Origin of the sequence: Flavobacterium soyae, from assembly GCF_021245985.1 — a bacterium.
Classification (GTDB): Bacteria; Bacteroidota; Bacteroidia; order Flavobacteriales; family Flavobacteriaceae; genus Flavobacterium; species Flavobacterium soyae.
Genome location: NZ_JAJQXA010000005.1, coordinates 101162 through 117739 on the forward strand (window position 1 = coordinate 101162; position 16578 = coordinate 117739).

A 16578-nucleotide genomic window follows, 5' to 3' on the forward strand; every position below is an offset into this window, starting at 1 on the left:
CTTATATTTTTGGAAGTAAGAAAAATTAAATAACCTAAAAAAACAAGTATTAATCTTTTTAAAAATTACAATATGAAATGAAAACCAAATGATGCATTGAATCCTTAATTTCTATTAAAATTTAAGAGGCATAAAAACCACTTTTAAATTTTAGAATAAGCATTGCAATAATTAAAACTTTGCAACCAAAATAACTATTTAAACTAATCAAAAAACCAATTGAAATGATGTTAAAATTAAAATATGCAATAATCACATTGCTGATAATCAGCAGTCATAATATGATGGCACAGTCAAAGACCATACAGGGGGTGATTACAGATCCCTCAGGGTTTCCTCTGCCGGGTGCCAGTATTAATGTAGAAGGTACGCAGAATAGTGCCTCAACAGATTTTGACGGTAAATACTCTTTAAAAGGAGTTAACCCTACAGATAAAATTACATATTCTTATGTAGGATTAATTTCGCAGACTATTACTGTAGGGAGTCGAAGTATAATTGATGTAACATTAGTGCAATCGACACAAAATTTAAATGAAGTAGTAATAGCTTATGGTACTCAAAAAAGAGCCAAGGTAACCGGAGCAATTTCAACAGTAAGTTCAAAAGATATTGCTGCTGTGCCTATTACTAATGCTGAGTCGGCTTTGCAAGGACGTGCAGCAGGTGTGACTGTTGTAAATGGTGCGCCGGGTTCAAGTCCTGCCGTTAGTATTCGTGGTTTAGCCACAATGGGTAACAGTGCTCCATTGTACGTAATTGATGGCGTTTTAGCAGGTAACCTTTCAGGTTTAAGCCCTAATGATATTGATAGTATATCAGTTTTAAAAGATGCTTCAACAACCGCTTTATATGGCTCAAAAGCTTTTAACGGGGTTATTGTAGTTACTACAAAAAAAGGAAAAAAAGGTCCGGGGCAGTTAACTTTCAGTACCTATGTGGGCGGACAAACGGTTACAAAAAGATATGATGTATTAAATACACAGCAATATCTGCAATATGCAAAAGACTTAGGGAGTGATTTAACAGCAAGAGCTGCTGAATTTGGAAATATAAATACCAATTGGCAGGATCAGATTTTTCAAACTGGTCTTATGCAGGATTATAATTTAAGTTTTTCAAATGGTACAGAGACTTCAACAAGCCGTTATTCTGCCGAATACATGAAACAAGAAGGCGCTATTGTCAACACTGGTTTTGAACGTTATTCTTTTAGAGCTAATAATACGCAGGATATTGGAAAACTTAAAGTGGGAAGCAATATCGGAGTATCTTTCAGCACTACCAATCCGGAGCGTAGTGCAGGAGGTAGAACATTATTAGAGCATTCTATTAAAATGGCACCTTATTTCCCTATATACAATGCAAATAATTTAGGCGGATATCAAGGACCTAGTGCTATTGATGGTAACGATGCAGAAAACCCTGTGCGTGTAGCCAATTTGGGTTATCAAAAAATTAACGGATTATCTATAATTGGAAACATCTTTGCTGAATTGGAAATTTACAAAGGCTTAAAATTCAGGTCACAGGTCTCCTTAGATTATTACACAAGTAAGGACCATACTTTTGTTCCTAGTTTTCAGGATGGTTCTTATCATAAACAAGCATTTTCTACAACAAATGAAACAAATGGACAAGGTCAGACTATTGTATTTGATAATAGTTTAACGTATAAAACTACTATTGCAGGAAAACATAATATTGAAGTATTAGGAGTTATTACTAAAATTGATGGAAAATCGCAAACTTTAACAGCAGGAAGCCGTTATAGTATTTCAAACGAAATAGATCAGCTGCGATATAATGAAGGCAGTTTAGGTTCAGCCAATTTTGTAGAAAAAAACATTGGTTACATTGCCCGTATCAATTATGATTACAATGAGAAATATCTCCTTGCTGTTTCCGGCAGAAGAGACGCTTCCTCTCGTTTTGGTGCCAATAACCGCTGGGGTAACTTCTACTCAGTTGCCTTAGGCTGGAACATTGCAAAAGAAAGTTTTATGGAAAATTCTATTTTCAGCACATTAAAGCTTAGAGCCAGTACTGGTACAACAGGAAATGACAGAATAGATAACTATCAATATAGTGCAACATTAATTGCAAATTATAATTACCCAATTGGCGGAGCAAATGCACCTGGTGTATCTTTAGGAGTTGCTTCCAACCCAGATTTGAAATGGGAGTCAAAACTAGACAGAAATATAGGTTTAGATTTTAGTTTATTTGATGAAAAATTCACAGGTTCTTTTGAATATTTCAACAATAAAAGCAGTGATATTCTTTTTGCAGTGCCTCTTCCTGCCTCTGTAGGATCTGCTGGCGGCGGAACTCAAATTCAAAATATTGCCGATGTAAAAGTAAGCGGATTTGAAGTATCACTAGGCTACAATGACAGAAAAGGAGATTTCACATGGTCTGCTATAGCTAATTTAGGAACAAGTAAAAACGAAGTAACCGGTTTAGCACCGGGAGTAACCAGTGTTTTAGGCGGGCCATCGGCCAGAGCTGGTCTTGAAAACTTTTCGAGACTAGAAGTAGGCCAGCCGTTATTCTATTTTTATGGATATCAAACCAATGGAATTTATCAAAACCAGGCAGAAGTAGATGCCGTTTTCGGACCAGGTCAAACTACTATTAAACCAGGAGATATTAAAATTATTGACCGCGATGGTAATAAGATAATTAATTCTGATGACAAAACTAATATTGGAAATCCATATCCGGATTTTACTTACGGTTTAAACCTTAATGCGGCTTATAAAAATTTCGACTTTAACTGCTTTATTTCTGGAGTTCAAGGAAACGATATTTACAACGCAAATACTTTTGACCTGGAAGGGATGAATCGTTTGTTTAATGCCAGTACTGCTGTATTAGACAGAGCAATTGTTGTAAATGGTGTTGTCACAAATCCATCTGCTACTTTACCAAGGGCACAAGGGGCAGATATCAACTGGTCGTCTGCAAATCAGCGTTATATTGAAGATGGATCGTATACAAGACTAAAAAATATAGCCTTAGGATACACATTTTCCGGAGATGCATTTAAGGCTTATTTTTCAAAAATAAGATTTTATGTAAGCGGGCAAAACTTAATTACAGTTACAAAATATGACGGTTTAGACCCTGAGATTGGACGTGCAGATGCAAATGCAAATTCTGCAGGTATTGATTTAGGAAGATATCCACAGCCAAAATCTGTGATTTTTGGACTTGATGTTACATTTTAATATATAAAAGATAATGAAAAAAATAAAATATATACTTATAGTTCTGTCCGGAGTTTTAACCATAACTTCATGTGACACTGGTGAATTAGAATTAACTAATCCCAACACTTTATCACCTGAAACTTTCTTTAAAAGTGAATCACAGGTGCAGTCATCTGTAAATGCATCCTATGCGGGTCTACAGACAAGAGGACTTTATGGAAGAAATTTTTCTTTTGCAATGGATCTAATGGCTCATGATGCTTTAGGAAACCCACAATTAGAAGGAAATAAAAAACCTTTTCAGGATTTTTCTTTTAATGGAGGAAATGATATTATTCAATATTATTGGGAAGCCTGTTACATAGGGATATCGAGAGCTAATTTTGTACTGGATAATGAGGCAAAAATAAATGCTCTTCCAAATTCTGTTTTATCACAAGAGAAAAAGAACAAATATTTAGGAGAAGCTCATTTTTTAAGAGCCTATTATTATTTCCTTTTAGTGAAACGATTTGGAGATTTACCAATTTATAAAACAGGGACTATTATCGGCAATGCAAGAAGCCCTAAAACAGATGTTTATGCCTTGATAGAAGAAGATCTTGTATTTGCGTCTCAAAATCTTTTGCCAAGAGCAACAGAAGCAGCAGGAAGAGCTAATAAAGAAGCGGCTTATGCCTATCTGGGGAAAGTATTGTTATATGAAAAAAAATATGACGAAGCTTTAGTTGCTTTTAATAGTGTTACAGGATTCAGTCTGGAGGATAAAGGCAGTTTTTACAACAACTTTATGGCCGAAACAGAACACGGTAAAGAATCCATTTTTGAGATTGAGTTTGACGAGAAAAATGGAACAGGTGATCAATGGGGTGCAGTTGGTGATAGCCAGGGAACTGGTTTTGAAGAGTCTACACTTAGAGGACAGGAATATGGTAACCTAAGCTGGTATAATGTGTATCCGTCAGACGATTTGTTAGATTCGTATGAAGCAGGTGATGAACGTTTTGGAGATACTTTTTATGTACCGGGTTCAAGCTATTTGAAAGGAACGAAGGTAATGCTGGCAAGTAATTTTACAACCTCTGCAGGTATTAGAAGAGCAGGCTGGAAAAAATATCAAAACTATTACATAAGAGAAGATGAAGCGACTCGCTCAAGTATTAACTTCAAAGTAATGCGTTACGCAGATGTACTGCTTATGAAAGCCGAATGTGAAAACCAAAGGGCAGGCGGTTCACAAACAGCAGCTATAGCCTTTATAAAAGAAGTTAGGGATCGTGCAGGTTTAACAACTGCAATTGCTCCGACAAAAGAGGCTGTTTTCACTGCAATTATTCACGAACGTAAAGTAGAATTCGCAGGTGAGCAAAGCCGTTTTGATGATATTATAAGATGGGGTATTGCAAATACCGAATTGCAGGGAACAGGCTTTACCGCTGGTAAGAGCGAGTTATGGCCAATACCTAACAGAGAAACATCTTCTAATCCCAATATAAAACCAAGCGATAATAATCCGGGTTATTAATGATTAAATTATGTTAGTTTGAGTTAAGTTAAGTTAGTATTTTTTTTGATAAACAGTGCATTTATAATGCGCTGTTTATTTTTTTGGCAAGAACAGAATTAATTTTAGATTTTAGATTTTAGATTGTAGATTATAGATTTTGAAACTTGAAACCTGAATTCTAAAATCTACAATCTAAAATCTGCAATCTAAAATCTGCAATCTAAAATCTGCAATCTAAAATCTGCAATCTAAAATCTGGAATCTAAAATCTACAATCTACAATCTAAAATCCATCTCTTCTTTCCTTCAAATCTGTTTCAATTTGAATTTCCATTTTCTTATCTATTACATTAAAACATAATAGAATGGCACTTATAATAAATATAAAGCCCGGATAAATACTTATTGAAAGTTTAATTCCTTCAACAGCAGCCGGAACCTGATTGACTTCTTCGGCGACATAACCATACTTAGATAAAAAAGCTGCACCTAAAGCACTGCCTATACTTATGCCAATTTTTAATCCAAAAATCATAGCTGAAAAAACAGTAGCAGTTGCTCTTCGGTTATTTTTCCATTCGCTGTAATCAGCCACATCCGCAATCATAGCCCACAATAAGGGAATAGTTACTCCGTAAATAAATCCATGCAGTAATTGAGTCAAAAAAACCATTGCAATTGCGGTTCTGCTATAAAAATTAAACAGGAGTAAACTCAGAGCAGATAAAAAAATGAAAGTGATGTAAATATTTCTTTTGCCAAATGAATCTGCAAGAGGTTTTGAAAACATGATTCCGAATATCATAAAAATAATCCCTCCGCCATTAAAAAGACTAAAAGCAGAAGTTGGAGCATCTTTAGGCCATTGAAAATCTACAAATCCCATTGCTGTTAATGAATTATTTATTCTTTCAATAAAGCCTGTAAAACCAATATCATTCAAAAAAACGATCTGAGCCACAGGATCTAAGTAATATTTAAAGTAAAAAACGTACATACCGCCCTTTAAAGACAAAGTTATAAATACCAGAATAGTAACCAGTAACATAACCAGCCAGGGACCGTTTTTGCATAAATCAATAAAATCCTGCTTTACAGAAGATTCCTGATTTTTTGCAGGAATGATTCTTTCTTTGGTAGTAAAAAAAGTAACTAAAAGACAAATTACTCCAATAAAAGCAAATAGTAACATCGTGTTTTTAAAACCAACTGCTTTATCACCATTTCCTAAAATTAAAACAAATGGAAGTAAAAGCGACTGAACTATAAATTGTGCTATCATAACAGCAACAAAACGATAGGAGGAAAGACTGTTTCGTTCTTTCATATCACCTGTTAAAACACCGCTTAAAGCAACATACGGTAAATTATTTGCAGAATAAAGCAGCACTAAAAAAAAGTAAGTCAGCAATGCATAAGTTATCTTACCTGTTATTCCAAAACCCGGAGTCAAAAAAGAAAGCACAGCAGCAATTCCAAAAGGCAAGGCAGTCCATAATATCCAAGGCCTAAACTTTCCCCATCGGGTTTGAGTACGGTCAGCAATAACTCCCATGATAATATTAAAAAAAGCACCAATAAAACCTCCGGTAAAGATAATAACGCTTGCTGTTCCGGCAGGAATTTTATAAACATCTGTGTAAAAGAAAGCTAAAAAAGTCAGCAGAGTCTGAAAAATCAAATTCGCTGCAAAATCACCTAAACCGTAACCCATTTTTTCTAGTATAGAAAGCTTTTGCGATGTATTGCTCATAAATTATAATGGTTGCTTTAATGGGTTTATACCCTGTCATATTTAATTGCAAATTATTTTTGAGGCGTATTTCTATAAAAAAACAACACTTCATTTTCATTCTATCTGATATAGAATGCTTAATGTAAAAATAGCTTGAAAGTTGAAAAAAGTGTATCATTTTTGAAGCCTATATTAACATATTTGAAGCATGGGATAGTTTCAGTAAATCTATTAAATGATTAATTTAAAACACAACCAGTTGTTTTAATACTGTAAATTAAAATGTATATATTATTTTAATGTCTTGTTTTTATTGATATTATTTTTATGCAACCAGTTGTGTATTTGTTGTTTTTGCGTATATTTAAATTATTATAAAAGACTAACAAATAAACTCAGAAAATATGACTGTATATCAAATTATTACAAATGAATATCTGGTTAGAATCCGGCTTTTTATTATCGTTTTTACCCTTATTCCGGCTTTTGCTATTAGTCAAAACAAAAAGAAAGCAGATAAACCTCAATACCGCAATCTTTTCAAAGAAGCAGGTTATAGTCAAATTGATATTGATAAGAAATTAACAAAAGCTTACTATGATATTTTTGAAGGGCCAAACAAAGTATATTTTGAAGAAGGAGATTCGTTAGGATATGTTTCTGATGTTAAAAATAAAGATGCCCGTACCGAAGGAATGTCATACGGAATGATGGCTGCTGTTCAGCTCAATAAAAAAGAAGTTTTTGATCGTCTTTGGCGATGGTCTGTAAAATACATGCAGCATCAGGACGGATCAAGAGAAGCTTATTTTGCATGGAGTGTAAATCCGCAGACCAAAAAACAAAATTCTCCCGGTTCTGCTTCAGATGGGGAATTATATTATATAACCAGTCTGCTTTTTGCTTCTAACAAATGGGGCAATGATACAGGAATAAATTACTACAAAGAAGCCAGAAGAATATTAGATGCCATGTGGAAAAAAGATGGTACCGGAAATATCTATAATATTATAAATACCGAACACAAGCAAATATCTTTTGTACCGGAAGGAGGCGGCTACAACTGGACAGATCCTTCTTATCATGTTCCTGCATTTTACGAAATCTGGGCATTATATGCCAAAGACGGCCATGAACAGTTTTATAAAGAATGTGCAGATGTTTCTCGTAATTTTTTACATAAAGCCTGTCATCCTGTAACAGGGTTAAATTCAGATTATACCGAATTTAACGGCGAACCGCATCCAACGCCCTGGATGCCGCCCGGATTTCGTTATGATTCCTGGCGCGTTCCTATGAATATTGCAATGGATTATACGTGGTATGGAAAAGATAAAAAATGGCAGGAAGATTATGCTGAAAGATTTCAAAATTTCCTGAGATCAAAAGGATTAGATACTTATCAAGATCAGTTTAATCTGGATGGTTCTACTCCTGATTTTATTCTTCAGGCAGGTCCGGTAAAAAAACTGAGACATTCAATTGGGTTAGTGGCGACTGCAGCTACGGCATCGCTGGTAAATAAAGATAAAGCAAGTATGGATTTTGTTCATGCTGTCTGGAATGCCAAATTGGAGCCTTATGAAGACGGTTATTTTGATCCCTACTATGACGGGCTGATGTATCTTTTTAGTCTAATGCATCTCAGCGGAAAATATCAAATAATAGTTCCGGAAATAAAATAGTTTTTTAAAACCATTAAATAACCAAGTCCCCTTTTTAACTTTCTTGATGTTTTCAAGAAGGTGCTTTAACTTTTTGCAGCAAATTAGAAGGCAGTTACAACTTCCGGTATTTTACAAAGCTGCCCTGGTTTTTTTGGAAAAATAAAAGGTATCTCCAGATTTAAATTTGACAATTGCAACAAATGAGCTAGTTCTTTGATACAAATAGGCACTATGTTAAAATCAAGTTTTAAGGACATTTGCAATGATATTTTTTTATTGCACAAACAGGGTAGAACTTTAATATGCACTGAGCATGTATATTGAGTATGGCAATTTTTAAATTGATGGTTAATTTAAATTTTACTTTTAAACTAGGGAACTCTGGCAGCATATCCCTAGTTTAATTTTTTTAACAAGGCACACTGCTATAAACTGTTGTAATTTAAAATGCTGCTGATAGTTTAAAATTGCGTTTAAGAGGATTTGGAGGCAAAACAATTCTAAAAAAAAATGTAAATGTTATTCTCAGAGTATTTTTTTGTGCGATTGAAAAAATCCTAACTATTAAACCAAAAACAAAATGAAAAGAACCTTTTTACTACTTATTATTCTGTTGTCTCTCAATAATGCTGTATTGTTTGGACAAAATTCAAAGCCTAAAAAAAATACTTCTGATACCCGCACTATAAAAATAGATTATAAGAATGAAGCAGGGGCATTAAATACCATGTTTAAGGAGTGTATTGGTGCCGGAAGAGCAAATGAAGGACTGCGTGCCGATTGGCAGCAGCAACTAGCCATGGTTAAGAAAGATTGTGATTTTAAGTACATTAGGATGCATGGTTTATTAACAGATGATATGGCTGTTTACAGCGAAGATGACAAGGGAAATCCAATTTATAATTATCAATATATTGATGTATTGTTTGATTATCTTGTAAGTATTAAAATGAAACCTTTTGTAGAGCTGGGTTTTATGCCGTCAAGACTTGCCAGCGGTGATAAAACTATTTTTTGGTGGAGAGGAAATGTAACACCTCCAAAAGATTATAAAAAATGGGAAGATTTAATTCATAATTTAACGCTGCATTTTGCAGAACGTTATGGTATTGATGAAGTTAAATCATGGTATTTTGAAGTTTGGAACGAACCAAATTTATCGCCAGGATTCTGGACAGGTACTCAGGAAGACTATTTTAAACTTTATAAATATGCTGCACAAGGTATTAAAAGTGTAAACAAAGATTTTAAAGTTGGAGGACCCGCAACTGCCGGTGCGGCCTGGGTTCCTGAAACAATTGAGTTTTGCGAAAAAAATAATGTTCCAATAGACTTTATTTCAACCCATAGTTATGGTGTTAAACATGGTTATTTAGATGAATATGGAACTTCTGGTACAATTTTAAGTAAGGATGAATGGAGTGTTAGCGGTGAGGTTTTAAATTCCCGTAAACAAATATCAAATTCAACAAAACCAAATCTGGAATTGCATTATACAGAATGGAGTACATCTTATACACCTGCTGACCCAATTCACGACAGTTATCATTCTGCAGCCTATATTCTTCAAAAAATGAAACAAATTGGAACAGCTGCCAATTCTATGTCATATTGGGTTTTTACAGATATTTTTGAAGAAGCCGGACCCAGGTTTACACCTTTTCACGGAGGTTTTGGATTGGTAAATACGCAGGGAATTAAAAAACCGGCTTATTTCTCTTATTATTTAATGAACAAATTAGGAGAGACCGAACTTAAAAATACAGACCCGATGTCATGGGCAAGTAAAAAGGCAAACGGAGATACTCAGGTGTTGTTTTGGGATTTTACTAATACACATCCTGGTGATAAAGAACTTAATCAAACGTATTATTTGAAAGATCTGCCGTCAAAACCAAAAGGCAGGGTTAAAATCGAAATCACAAATCTTCTGCAGGGAAATTATAATTTAGAAATTTACAAAGTAGGTTACAAAGTAAATGATGTTTACGCAGACTATCTGGTTATGGGCAAACCAAACCAGTTAACCAGAGAACAGGCTGAAAAGCTTAAAAAATTAAATGACGGCTCACCAATTACAGCAGAAAAAATAACAATTGGTTCAAACGGAAGTTACAGCAAAGATTTTGACATAAATGAAAATGATGTTTTCCTATTAAATCTTGTGAAACAATAAGACAGCTTCTGTCGAGAGATATTAAAAAAGAAAATATTTTGCTCTTAAACTTTACAAAATACTAACCAATAACCAATAATTCAGATATGAAAAAGCTCTTTTTATTAACCTTTATATCTTTTATTTTCCAGAATGTTTCTTCGCAAAATAAAGCTGTAGAGGTAACCATCGTCAAAACAGAAAATAAAACCATCATCAATAAACATATTTATGGTCATTTTGCAGAACATTTGGGAAAATGCATCTACGGAGGGCTTTTTGTGGGAGAAGACAGTAATATTTCGAATACAAAAGGTGTTCGTAACGATATCATTAAAGCATTGAAAGACTTAAAAGTTCCTAATCTTCGCTGGCCTGGAGGATGTTTTGCCGATACTTATCATTGGAAAGATGGAATTGGCCCTAAAAAAGACAGACCAAGTATTGTAAATCGCTGGTGGGGAGGAACTGTAGAAGACAATAGTTTTGGAACTAATGAATTTTTAGATATGTGCGAAGTTCTGGGAGCAGAACCTTATTTGGCAGGAAATGTTGGCAGCGGATCTCCTCGTGAACTAGAAGAATGGGTTCAGTACGTAAATTATGAATCAGGCTCTCCAATGTCAGAATTAAGAAAGAAAAACGGCAGAGAAAAGCCTTGGAAAGTCACTCTTTGGGGAGTTGGAAATGAAATGTGGGGATGCGGCGGAAATATGACGGCAGAATTTTATGCTAATTTATACAGACAGTATGCTACTTTTATGCCAGATGGAAAAGGGGATAAAAAGCTATTTAGGATAGCCTCGGGTGCAAATGGCGACGATTATCACTGGACAGAAGTTTTAATGCGTGACATTCCTAAAGGATTAGTAGAAGCTGTCGCATTACATTGGTACTCGGTTAGCAATTGGGAAAAGAAAGGATCATCTGTAAAATTTGATGAAAACCAGTATTTTGAGACCATGAAAGCGGCCATTAAAATGGAAGAGCTGGTTCAAAAACATACTGAAATTATGGATAAATACGATCCGGAAAAGAAAGTTGCCTTGATAGTTGATGAGTGGGGAGGATGGTATGATACCGAGGAAGGAGCAAGCGCATTATATCAGCAAAATACTATGAGAGACGCTATGATTGCTGGTGTAACCCTTAATGTGTTTAACAATCATGCCGATAGAGTAAAGGGAGCAAATTTGGCTCAAATAGTAAACGTTTTACAGGCAGTAATTTTGACTGATAAAGAAAAAATGGTACTTACGCCTACTTATCACGTAATGAAAATGTATAATGTACATCAGGATGCCCAGCTGATTCCTTTAAAAATTGAATCTCCAAAGTATGTTTTTGATAATAAAGAATTACCGGCGGTTTCTGTTTCAGCTTCAAAAGATAAAGCAGGTTTAACTCATATTTCACTTGTGAATATTGATTTAAAGAAAGAAAACAAAGTTAAAATTGATTTAAAAGAACTAGGAATCAAAAACATTAAAGGATCAGTACTGTCTTCTTCAAAAGTTCAGGATTATAATACTTTTGAGAATCCAGACAAGATCGCTCCGGTTATTTTTAATAAATTTTCTATAAAGAATGATATTTTAGAAGTCACGATCCCGCCTTTTTCTGTTGTAGTTTTAGAAGGGAAATAAAAGTGCAGATTGATGAATAAATTGCAATTATGGTATCGCTATACTTTCACAATGAAATGAAGTATAGCGATACCATAATTCATTAAAGAGATTATAGATAGACTAAACATTTATTATATTTGAATTATAACCCGCGATTTCAACCGTGGGATACTGAGATGAAAATTCTGCTAACCATTTTAAAATGAAAAAACACACAAGAAAGCTGTACACCTATATTTTTGTAATATTTTGGATTTTTTCTTTCCAAAGTATTATAGGACAGTCCTCTTATGTTTTTCATCATTTAGAGACCAGTGAAGGTCTTTCAAATAATAATGTAAGAACAATTCTAAGGGATAGTTACGGGTTTCTTTGGGTAGGTACAGAGTCTGGGTTAAATCGATATGACGGATATGAATTTAAGGTTTTTGCAATGCATCCCAGTGTCTCCAATGCTTTGCCTACTGATGATATACTAGGATTGCAGGAGGATGGCTTAGGAAATATATGGATTGATTTAGGATATGCCTATATGGTATATAAAAGAGATAAAGATTCTTTTTTATCAGGAACCAAAGAGTTGTTGTTAACTCTGGGAATAAAGTCAGATAATAGCGCTAAAATTTTTGTTGATAAAGATAAAAATCTGTGGATATTTAACAAAAAGAAAGTTTTTTTTCATAATATCAAGAAAAAAACAACAGCTGTATTCAAATCAAAAATCTCTTTAAATAAAGATATTTCTATTACTGATAATGGCGAGTTTCTTTATGCAATTGATGATTCAGGTACCTGTTTGAAATTGAATAGAAAGACAGGAGTTTTTACATTTGTAGCTTTACCTAATTTTATAAAGCAAGACGTTGCTAATGCGAATGGTACAATTTATAGTGACAGTAAAAAAGGTTTATGGCTTTATTCTTATAAAAACGAACAGGTTTTCTATAAAAAAAACGCAGATGAAGAGTGGAAAAGTTATAAATTAATTTCAGGATTAAAAACGGTAAGCAATGCTATAAGCAGTATCAGCGAAAATCAATTTGGACAAATCTGGATAGGAACAGACCACAAAGGATTGTTTGTGTACGATAAAGAACAAGACTTGTTTAAAAATGTAGTATACAATCCGTGGATAGAGACAGGTTTGGCCTCAAACAGTGTGTCGTGTCTTTACAAGGATAATAATGAAACCATATGGGTGGGGTATAATAAAAAAGGGCTTTCGTTTTATCATGAAAGTTTCCGGAATTTCATCAATTTCAGACACCCTGAATGCTCGGATGTCAGCTCTATGATGGAAGATTATCATGGAAACATTTGGTTAGGAACAGATGGAAATGGATTATATATAAAAGAAAAAAACTCAGAAATCGTTAGGAAGCTCCCTCTTCCAAACATGGCAATAATTTCCATACTCGAAGACAAGAAAAAACGTATTTGGTTTGGGACCTATCAAAAAGGGCTATTTTGTTATGAAAATGGCAAAATAACCCAATATACAACCAAGAACAGTAAATTAACCAGTAACAATATTTGGAGTTTAAAAGAAGACAGAAATGGAAATGTATGGATAGGATCATTAGGCGGTAAAATTCAGGTGCTGCAATCCGGCTCTGATAATTTTAGTTCTGTAATTACACCATTTGATTATACAGTTTATGTTCAGGATATGTTTTATGATGGCGGCGATAAAATGTATATTGGTACTGTATATGGTATTATAGTCATCGATATCCTAAATTACAAAGACACCTTCTATCAAGGGAATAAAAAAGGAAATCAGTCTTTTGCCCAAAATAATCAAGTTTCAAATATTTATAAAGATAAACGAGGCCTTTTATGGTTAGGCAGTAACGAAGGGCTCACCATTTGGAATAAAACAAAAGATAAGCTTTATTACATTAACAAAGAGAAAGGACTATGTGATAATTCAATAAAAGGTATAATTGAAGATAATCTTAATAATATTTGGGTAACTACAAGTAATGGTCTTTCGATACTGACAGTTACTTCTGCACCAAACGGAGAATTTACTTTTTCAAGTAAAAATTATTCTGTTAAGGATGGTCTTATGGATAATTATTTTAACAGCCATGCCATTTGCAAATTACAAAATGGAGATATCCTGCTGGGCAATGCAGTAGGATACACTATTTTGAATCCAAATAAAATGTCTGAAAAAGACCAATCCAGGGCAAAAGTAATTTTTACCGGGCTTACTGTAGGAAACAATACGATTCAGGTAGATTCATTTTATGACGGAAGAAAATTACTTGATAGGACAATACAGTTAACCAACCAGTTAAATTTTAAGCATGATGATAAACTTATTTCTTTACAATTTACTACAGGAGATTTATTAAGTGCAGATAAGGTAAAATATGTTTATCAAATTGAGGGCTTTGATACACAATGGATGCCGACTCAAAGAAATAAAATAGTTATATCCTCTCTTCCAACAGGACATTACAAACTTTTAATAAAAGCCCGTAACAGTGATGGCGTCTGGAATAACGTTCCTACTGAATTATCTATAACTGTAATGCCTCCTTTTTATTTTTCAATTTGGGCTTTTATTATATATGCAATCTTAATTATTGGTACGCTGATATTCTTAGTTCGTAAAACAAAAGAACGCCATCTTATAAATATGGAACAGCAGCGTGTTCAAATGGATCATGAGAAAGAAATACACATTAATGAAATAAAGCTGAAATTCTTTACCAATATCAGCCACGATTTACGCACGCCCCTTACGCTCATTATTACACCTTTGCAGATATTATTGAAAGATACGGCAAATGAAAATATGAAGAAAAAGCTGAGTGTTATGTATAAAAATGCACAACAGCTGATGACATTAATAAATTCACTGCTTGATTTTCATAAACTGGATGTTGGTGTAGAAAGATTGAATTTAAAGCCGGGTGATTTTGTTAATTTTATTAGTGAAATTTATACATCATTTTGTGTTTATGCAGAAGAGCGTAATATCAGCTTTCTCTTTTTCAATGATTTGAAAAGTTTAACAATGCAGTTTGATCAGGATAAAATTCAAAAAATATTGATCAATATACTTTCAAATGCATTCAAATATACTTTAGACGGAGGTACAATTAGTATTCACATAAAGCAGGAGAATGGTAATGTCTGCGTTAGTGTTTCTGACTCCGGTTCCGGAATTAGTGATGAAGAAAAGAAATATATTTTTGAACGATTTTACCAAGCACAGCAAGAACAGGAAAAAACAGGGGCAGGTATCGGATTACATATTGTAAACGAATATATCAATCTTCATGGAGGTACAATAACCGTTACAGATAATGTACCGCAAGGCAGTATTTTTACTTTTAAAATTCCAATTAAAGTAGTTGAAGCTGATACTGAAGAAAAATATTCGGCACAAAATCTATTAAAGGAATTCGAAGAGGAAGAAGAGGAACAAAAAAATATGCCTGCAAGTAAAAAAGTATTATTATTTGTAGATGATAACAATGATTTTTGTGAGTTTATTCAAGATAACCTTAAAGAGGTATATACTGTAATAACGGCTAATAATGGAGAAGAGGCAATAGAATTACTGCATAAGTTTAATGTAACAATTATTGTAAGTGATGTAATGATGCCTATTATGAATGGAATAGAACTTTGTAAAAAGGTAAAATCCAATATTCATTGGTCTCATATTCCGGTGATTCTATTAACAGCCCGTACTGCCGATGAACATATAGAGGAAGGGCTGGAGCTTGGCGCTGATGATTATATTACTAAACCTTTTAATTTTAACCTGCTAAAACTGCGCATTCAAAAATTTGTCGAATGGACGGAGAAAAGCCATGTCTCGTTTAGTCAAAAACTAGATGTGTCACCGGCAGAAATTACTATTACTTCGCTGGATGAGACTCTTATAGAAAATGCTATTAGAATTGTAGAAGAAAATATAAATAACATTGAATTTTCTGTTGAAACCCTGAGTACGGCTTTAGGTTTAAGCCGTGGCCATTTATATAAAAAATTAATGGCTATTACAGGCAAAGGCCCAACTGAATTTATTCGAACAATTCGATTGAAACGCGGACGCCAGCTTCTTGAAAAAAGCCAGCTGCAGATTGCCGAAATAGCGTATGAAGTTGGATTTAATTCCCCAAAAAGATTTGCGAAGTATTTTCGCGAAGAATTTGGTTCTTTACCTTCGGAGTATTTACGTATCTACAAAAATAGCCACAAGAATAATCTATAATTGTTGATTTATAGAATGTTTTAGTTCCTGCAGGATTTTTTAAAACCTTGCAGGTTTAATCTTTTGCACTTCAAAAACTCAAGGTTAAAAAAATACGTTGCAGGAAAACTCAGGAAATACAAATACTGTTTTTCAACTTCAATTTAGTCTTTAATTATAATTGAGTTTTTTCGCTGGAATTGATCTGCAAACCAGCTAATAATCCCTTCTTAGAATACATCAAATCTTTTTTAAAAATTTAAATGTATTCTGTTAAATATAACACACGTCTTTTTGTCTTCACAACCCTGTTTTTTGGATATAATAAATTATCATTATTAAAATAGCAATTTATTATAATATTAAATGAGTTAATGAAATAAATTTTGTAGTTTTTTTATGATAATTGCAGTAATTGCAACAATTGATACAGTCTTTTGATACATAATGCA

Annotated in this window: 7 protein-coding genes; 6 read left to right on the plus strand and 1 reads right to left on the minus strand. The window is 33.7% G+C overall.

Annotated elements, in window-relative coordinates; all coding sequences use genetic code 11:
* Positions 1–224 precede the first annotated feature (224 nt).
* Both LUU93_RS08320 and LUU93_RS08325 read left to right on the plus strand, forming a co-directional pair.
* A complete protein-coding gene (locus LUU93_RS08320) occupies positions 225–3233 on the plus strand; it encodes a SusC/RagA family TonB-linked outer membrane protein (RefSeq protein WP_232680239.1) in 3009 nt (1002 codons plus the stop codon).
* 13 nt (positions 3234–3246) lie between these two features.
* Complete coding sequence (locus LUU93_RS08325) at positions 3247–4740, plus strand: RagB/SusD family nutrient uptake outer membrane protein (RefSeq protein WP_232680242.1); 1494 nt, start codon at positions 3247–3249, stop codon at positions 4738–4740.
* A gap of 265 nt (positions 4741–5005) precedes the next feature.
* Here the strand turns inward: LUU93_RS08325 and LUU93_RS08330 are convergent, their stop codons facing one another.
* Positions 5006–6475 carry an MFS transporter gene (locus LUU93_RS08330; protein WP_232680244.1) on the minus strand — a complete coding sequence of 490 codons (1470 nt, stop codon included), beginning with the start codon at positions 6473–6475 and terminating at the stop codon, positions 5006–5008.
* Positions 6476–6861: 386 nt separating this feature from the next.
* Here LUU93_RS08330 and LUU93_RS08335 point away from each other — a divergent pair, with 386 nt between their 5' ends.
* From LUU93_RS08335 to LUU93_RS08350, 4 genes are all read left to right on the plus strand, one after another.
* Positions 6862–8142: a family 8 glycosyl hydrolase gene (locus tag LUU93_RS08335; protein WP_232680246.1), complete on the plus strand. Its 1281-nt coding sequence runs from the start codon at positions 6862–6864 to the stop codon at positions 8140–8142.
* Positions 8143–8704: 562 nt separating this feature from the next.
* Positions 8705–10300: a GH39 family glycosyl hydrolase gene (locus LUU93_RS08340; RefSeq protein ID WP_232680248.1), complete on the plus strand. Its 1596-nt coding sequence runs from the start codon at positions 8705–8707 to the stop codon at positions 10298–10300.
* 86 nt (positions 10301–10386) lie between these two features.
* Entirely contained in the window at positions 10387–11925 is a 1539-nt protein-coding gene (locus LUU93_RS08345) for an alpha-N-arabinofuranosidase (protein ID WP_232680250.1), read from the plus strand.
* Positions 11926–12109: 184 nt separating this feature from the next.
* Positions 12110–16147 (plus strand): hybrid sensor histidine kinase/response regulator, encoded by a 4038-nt coding sequence (locus LUU93_RS08350; protein WP_232680252.1) that lies wholly within the window; start codon positions 12110–12112, stop codon positions 16145–16147.
* Positions 16148–16578 lie beyond the last annotated feature (431 nt).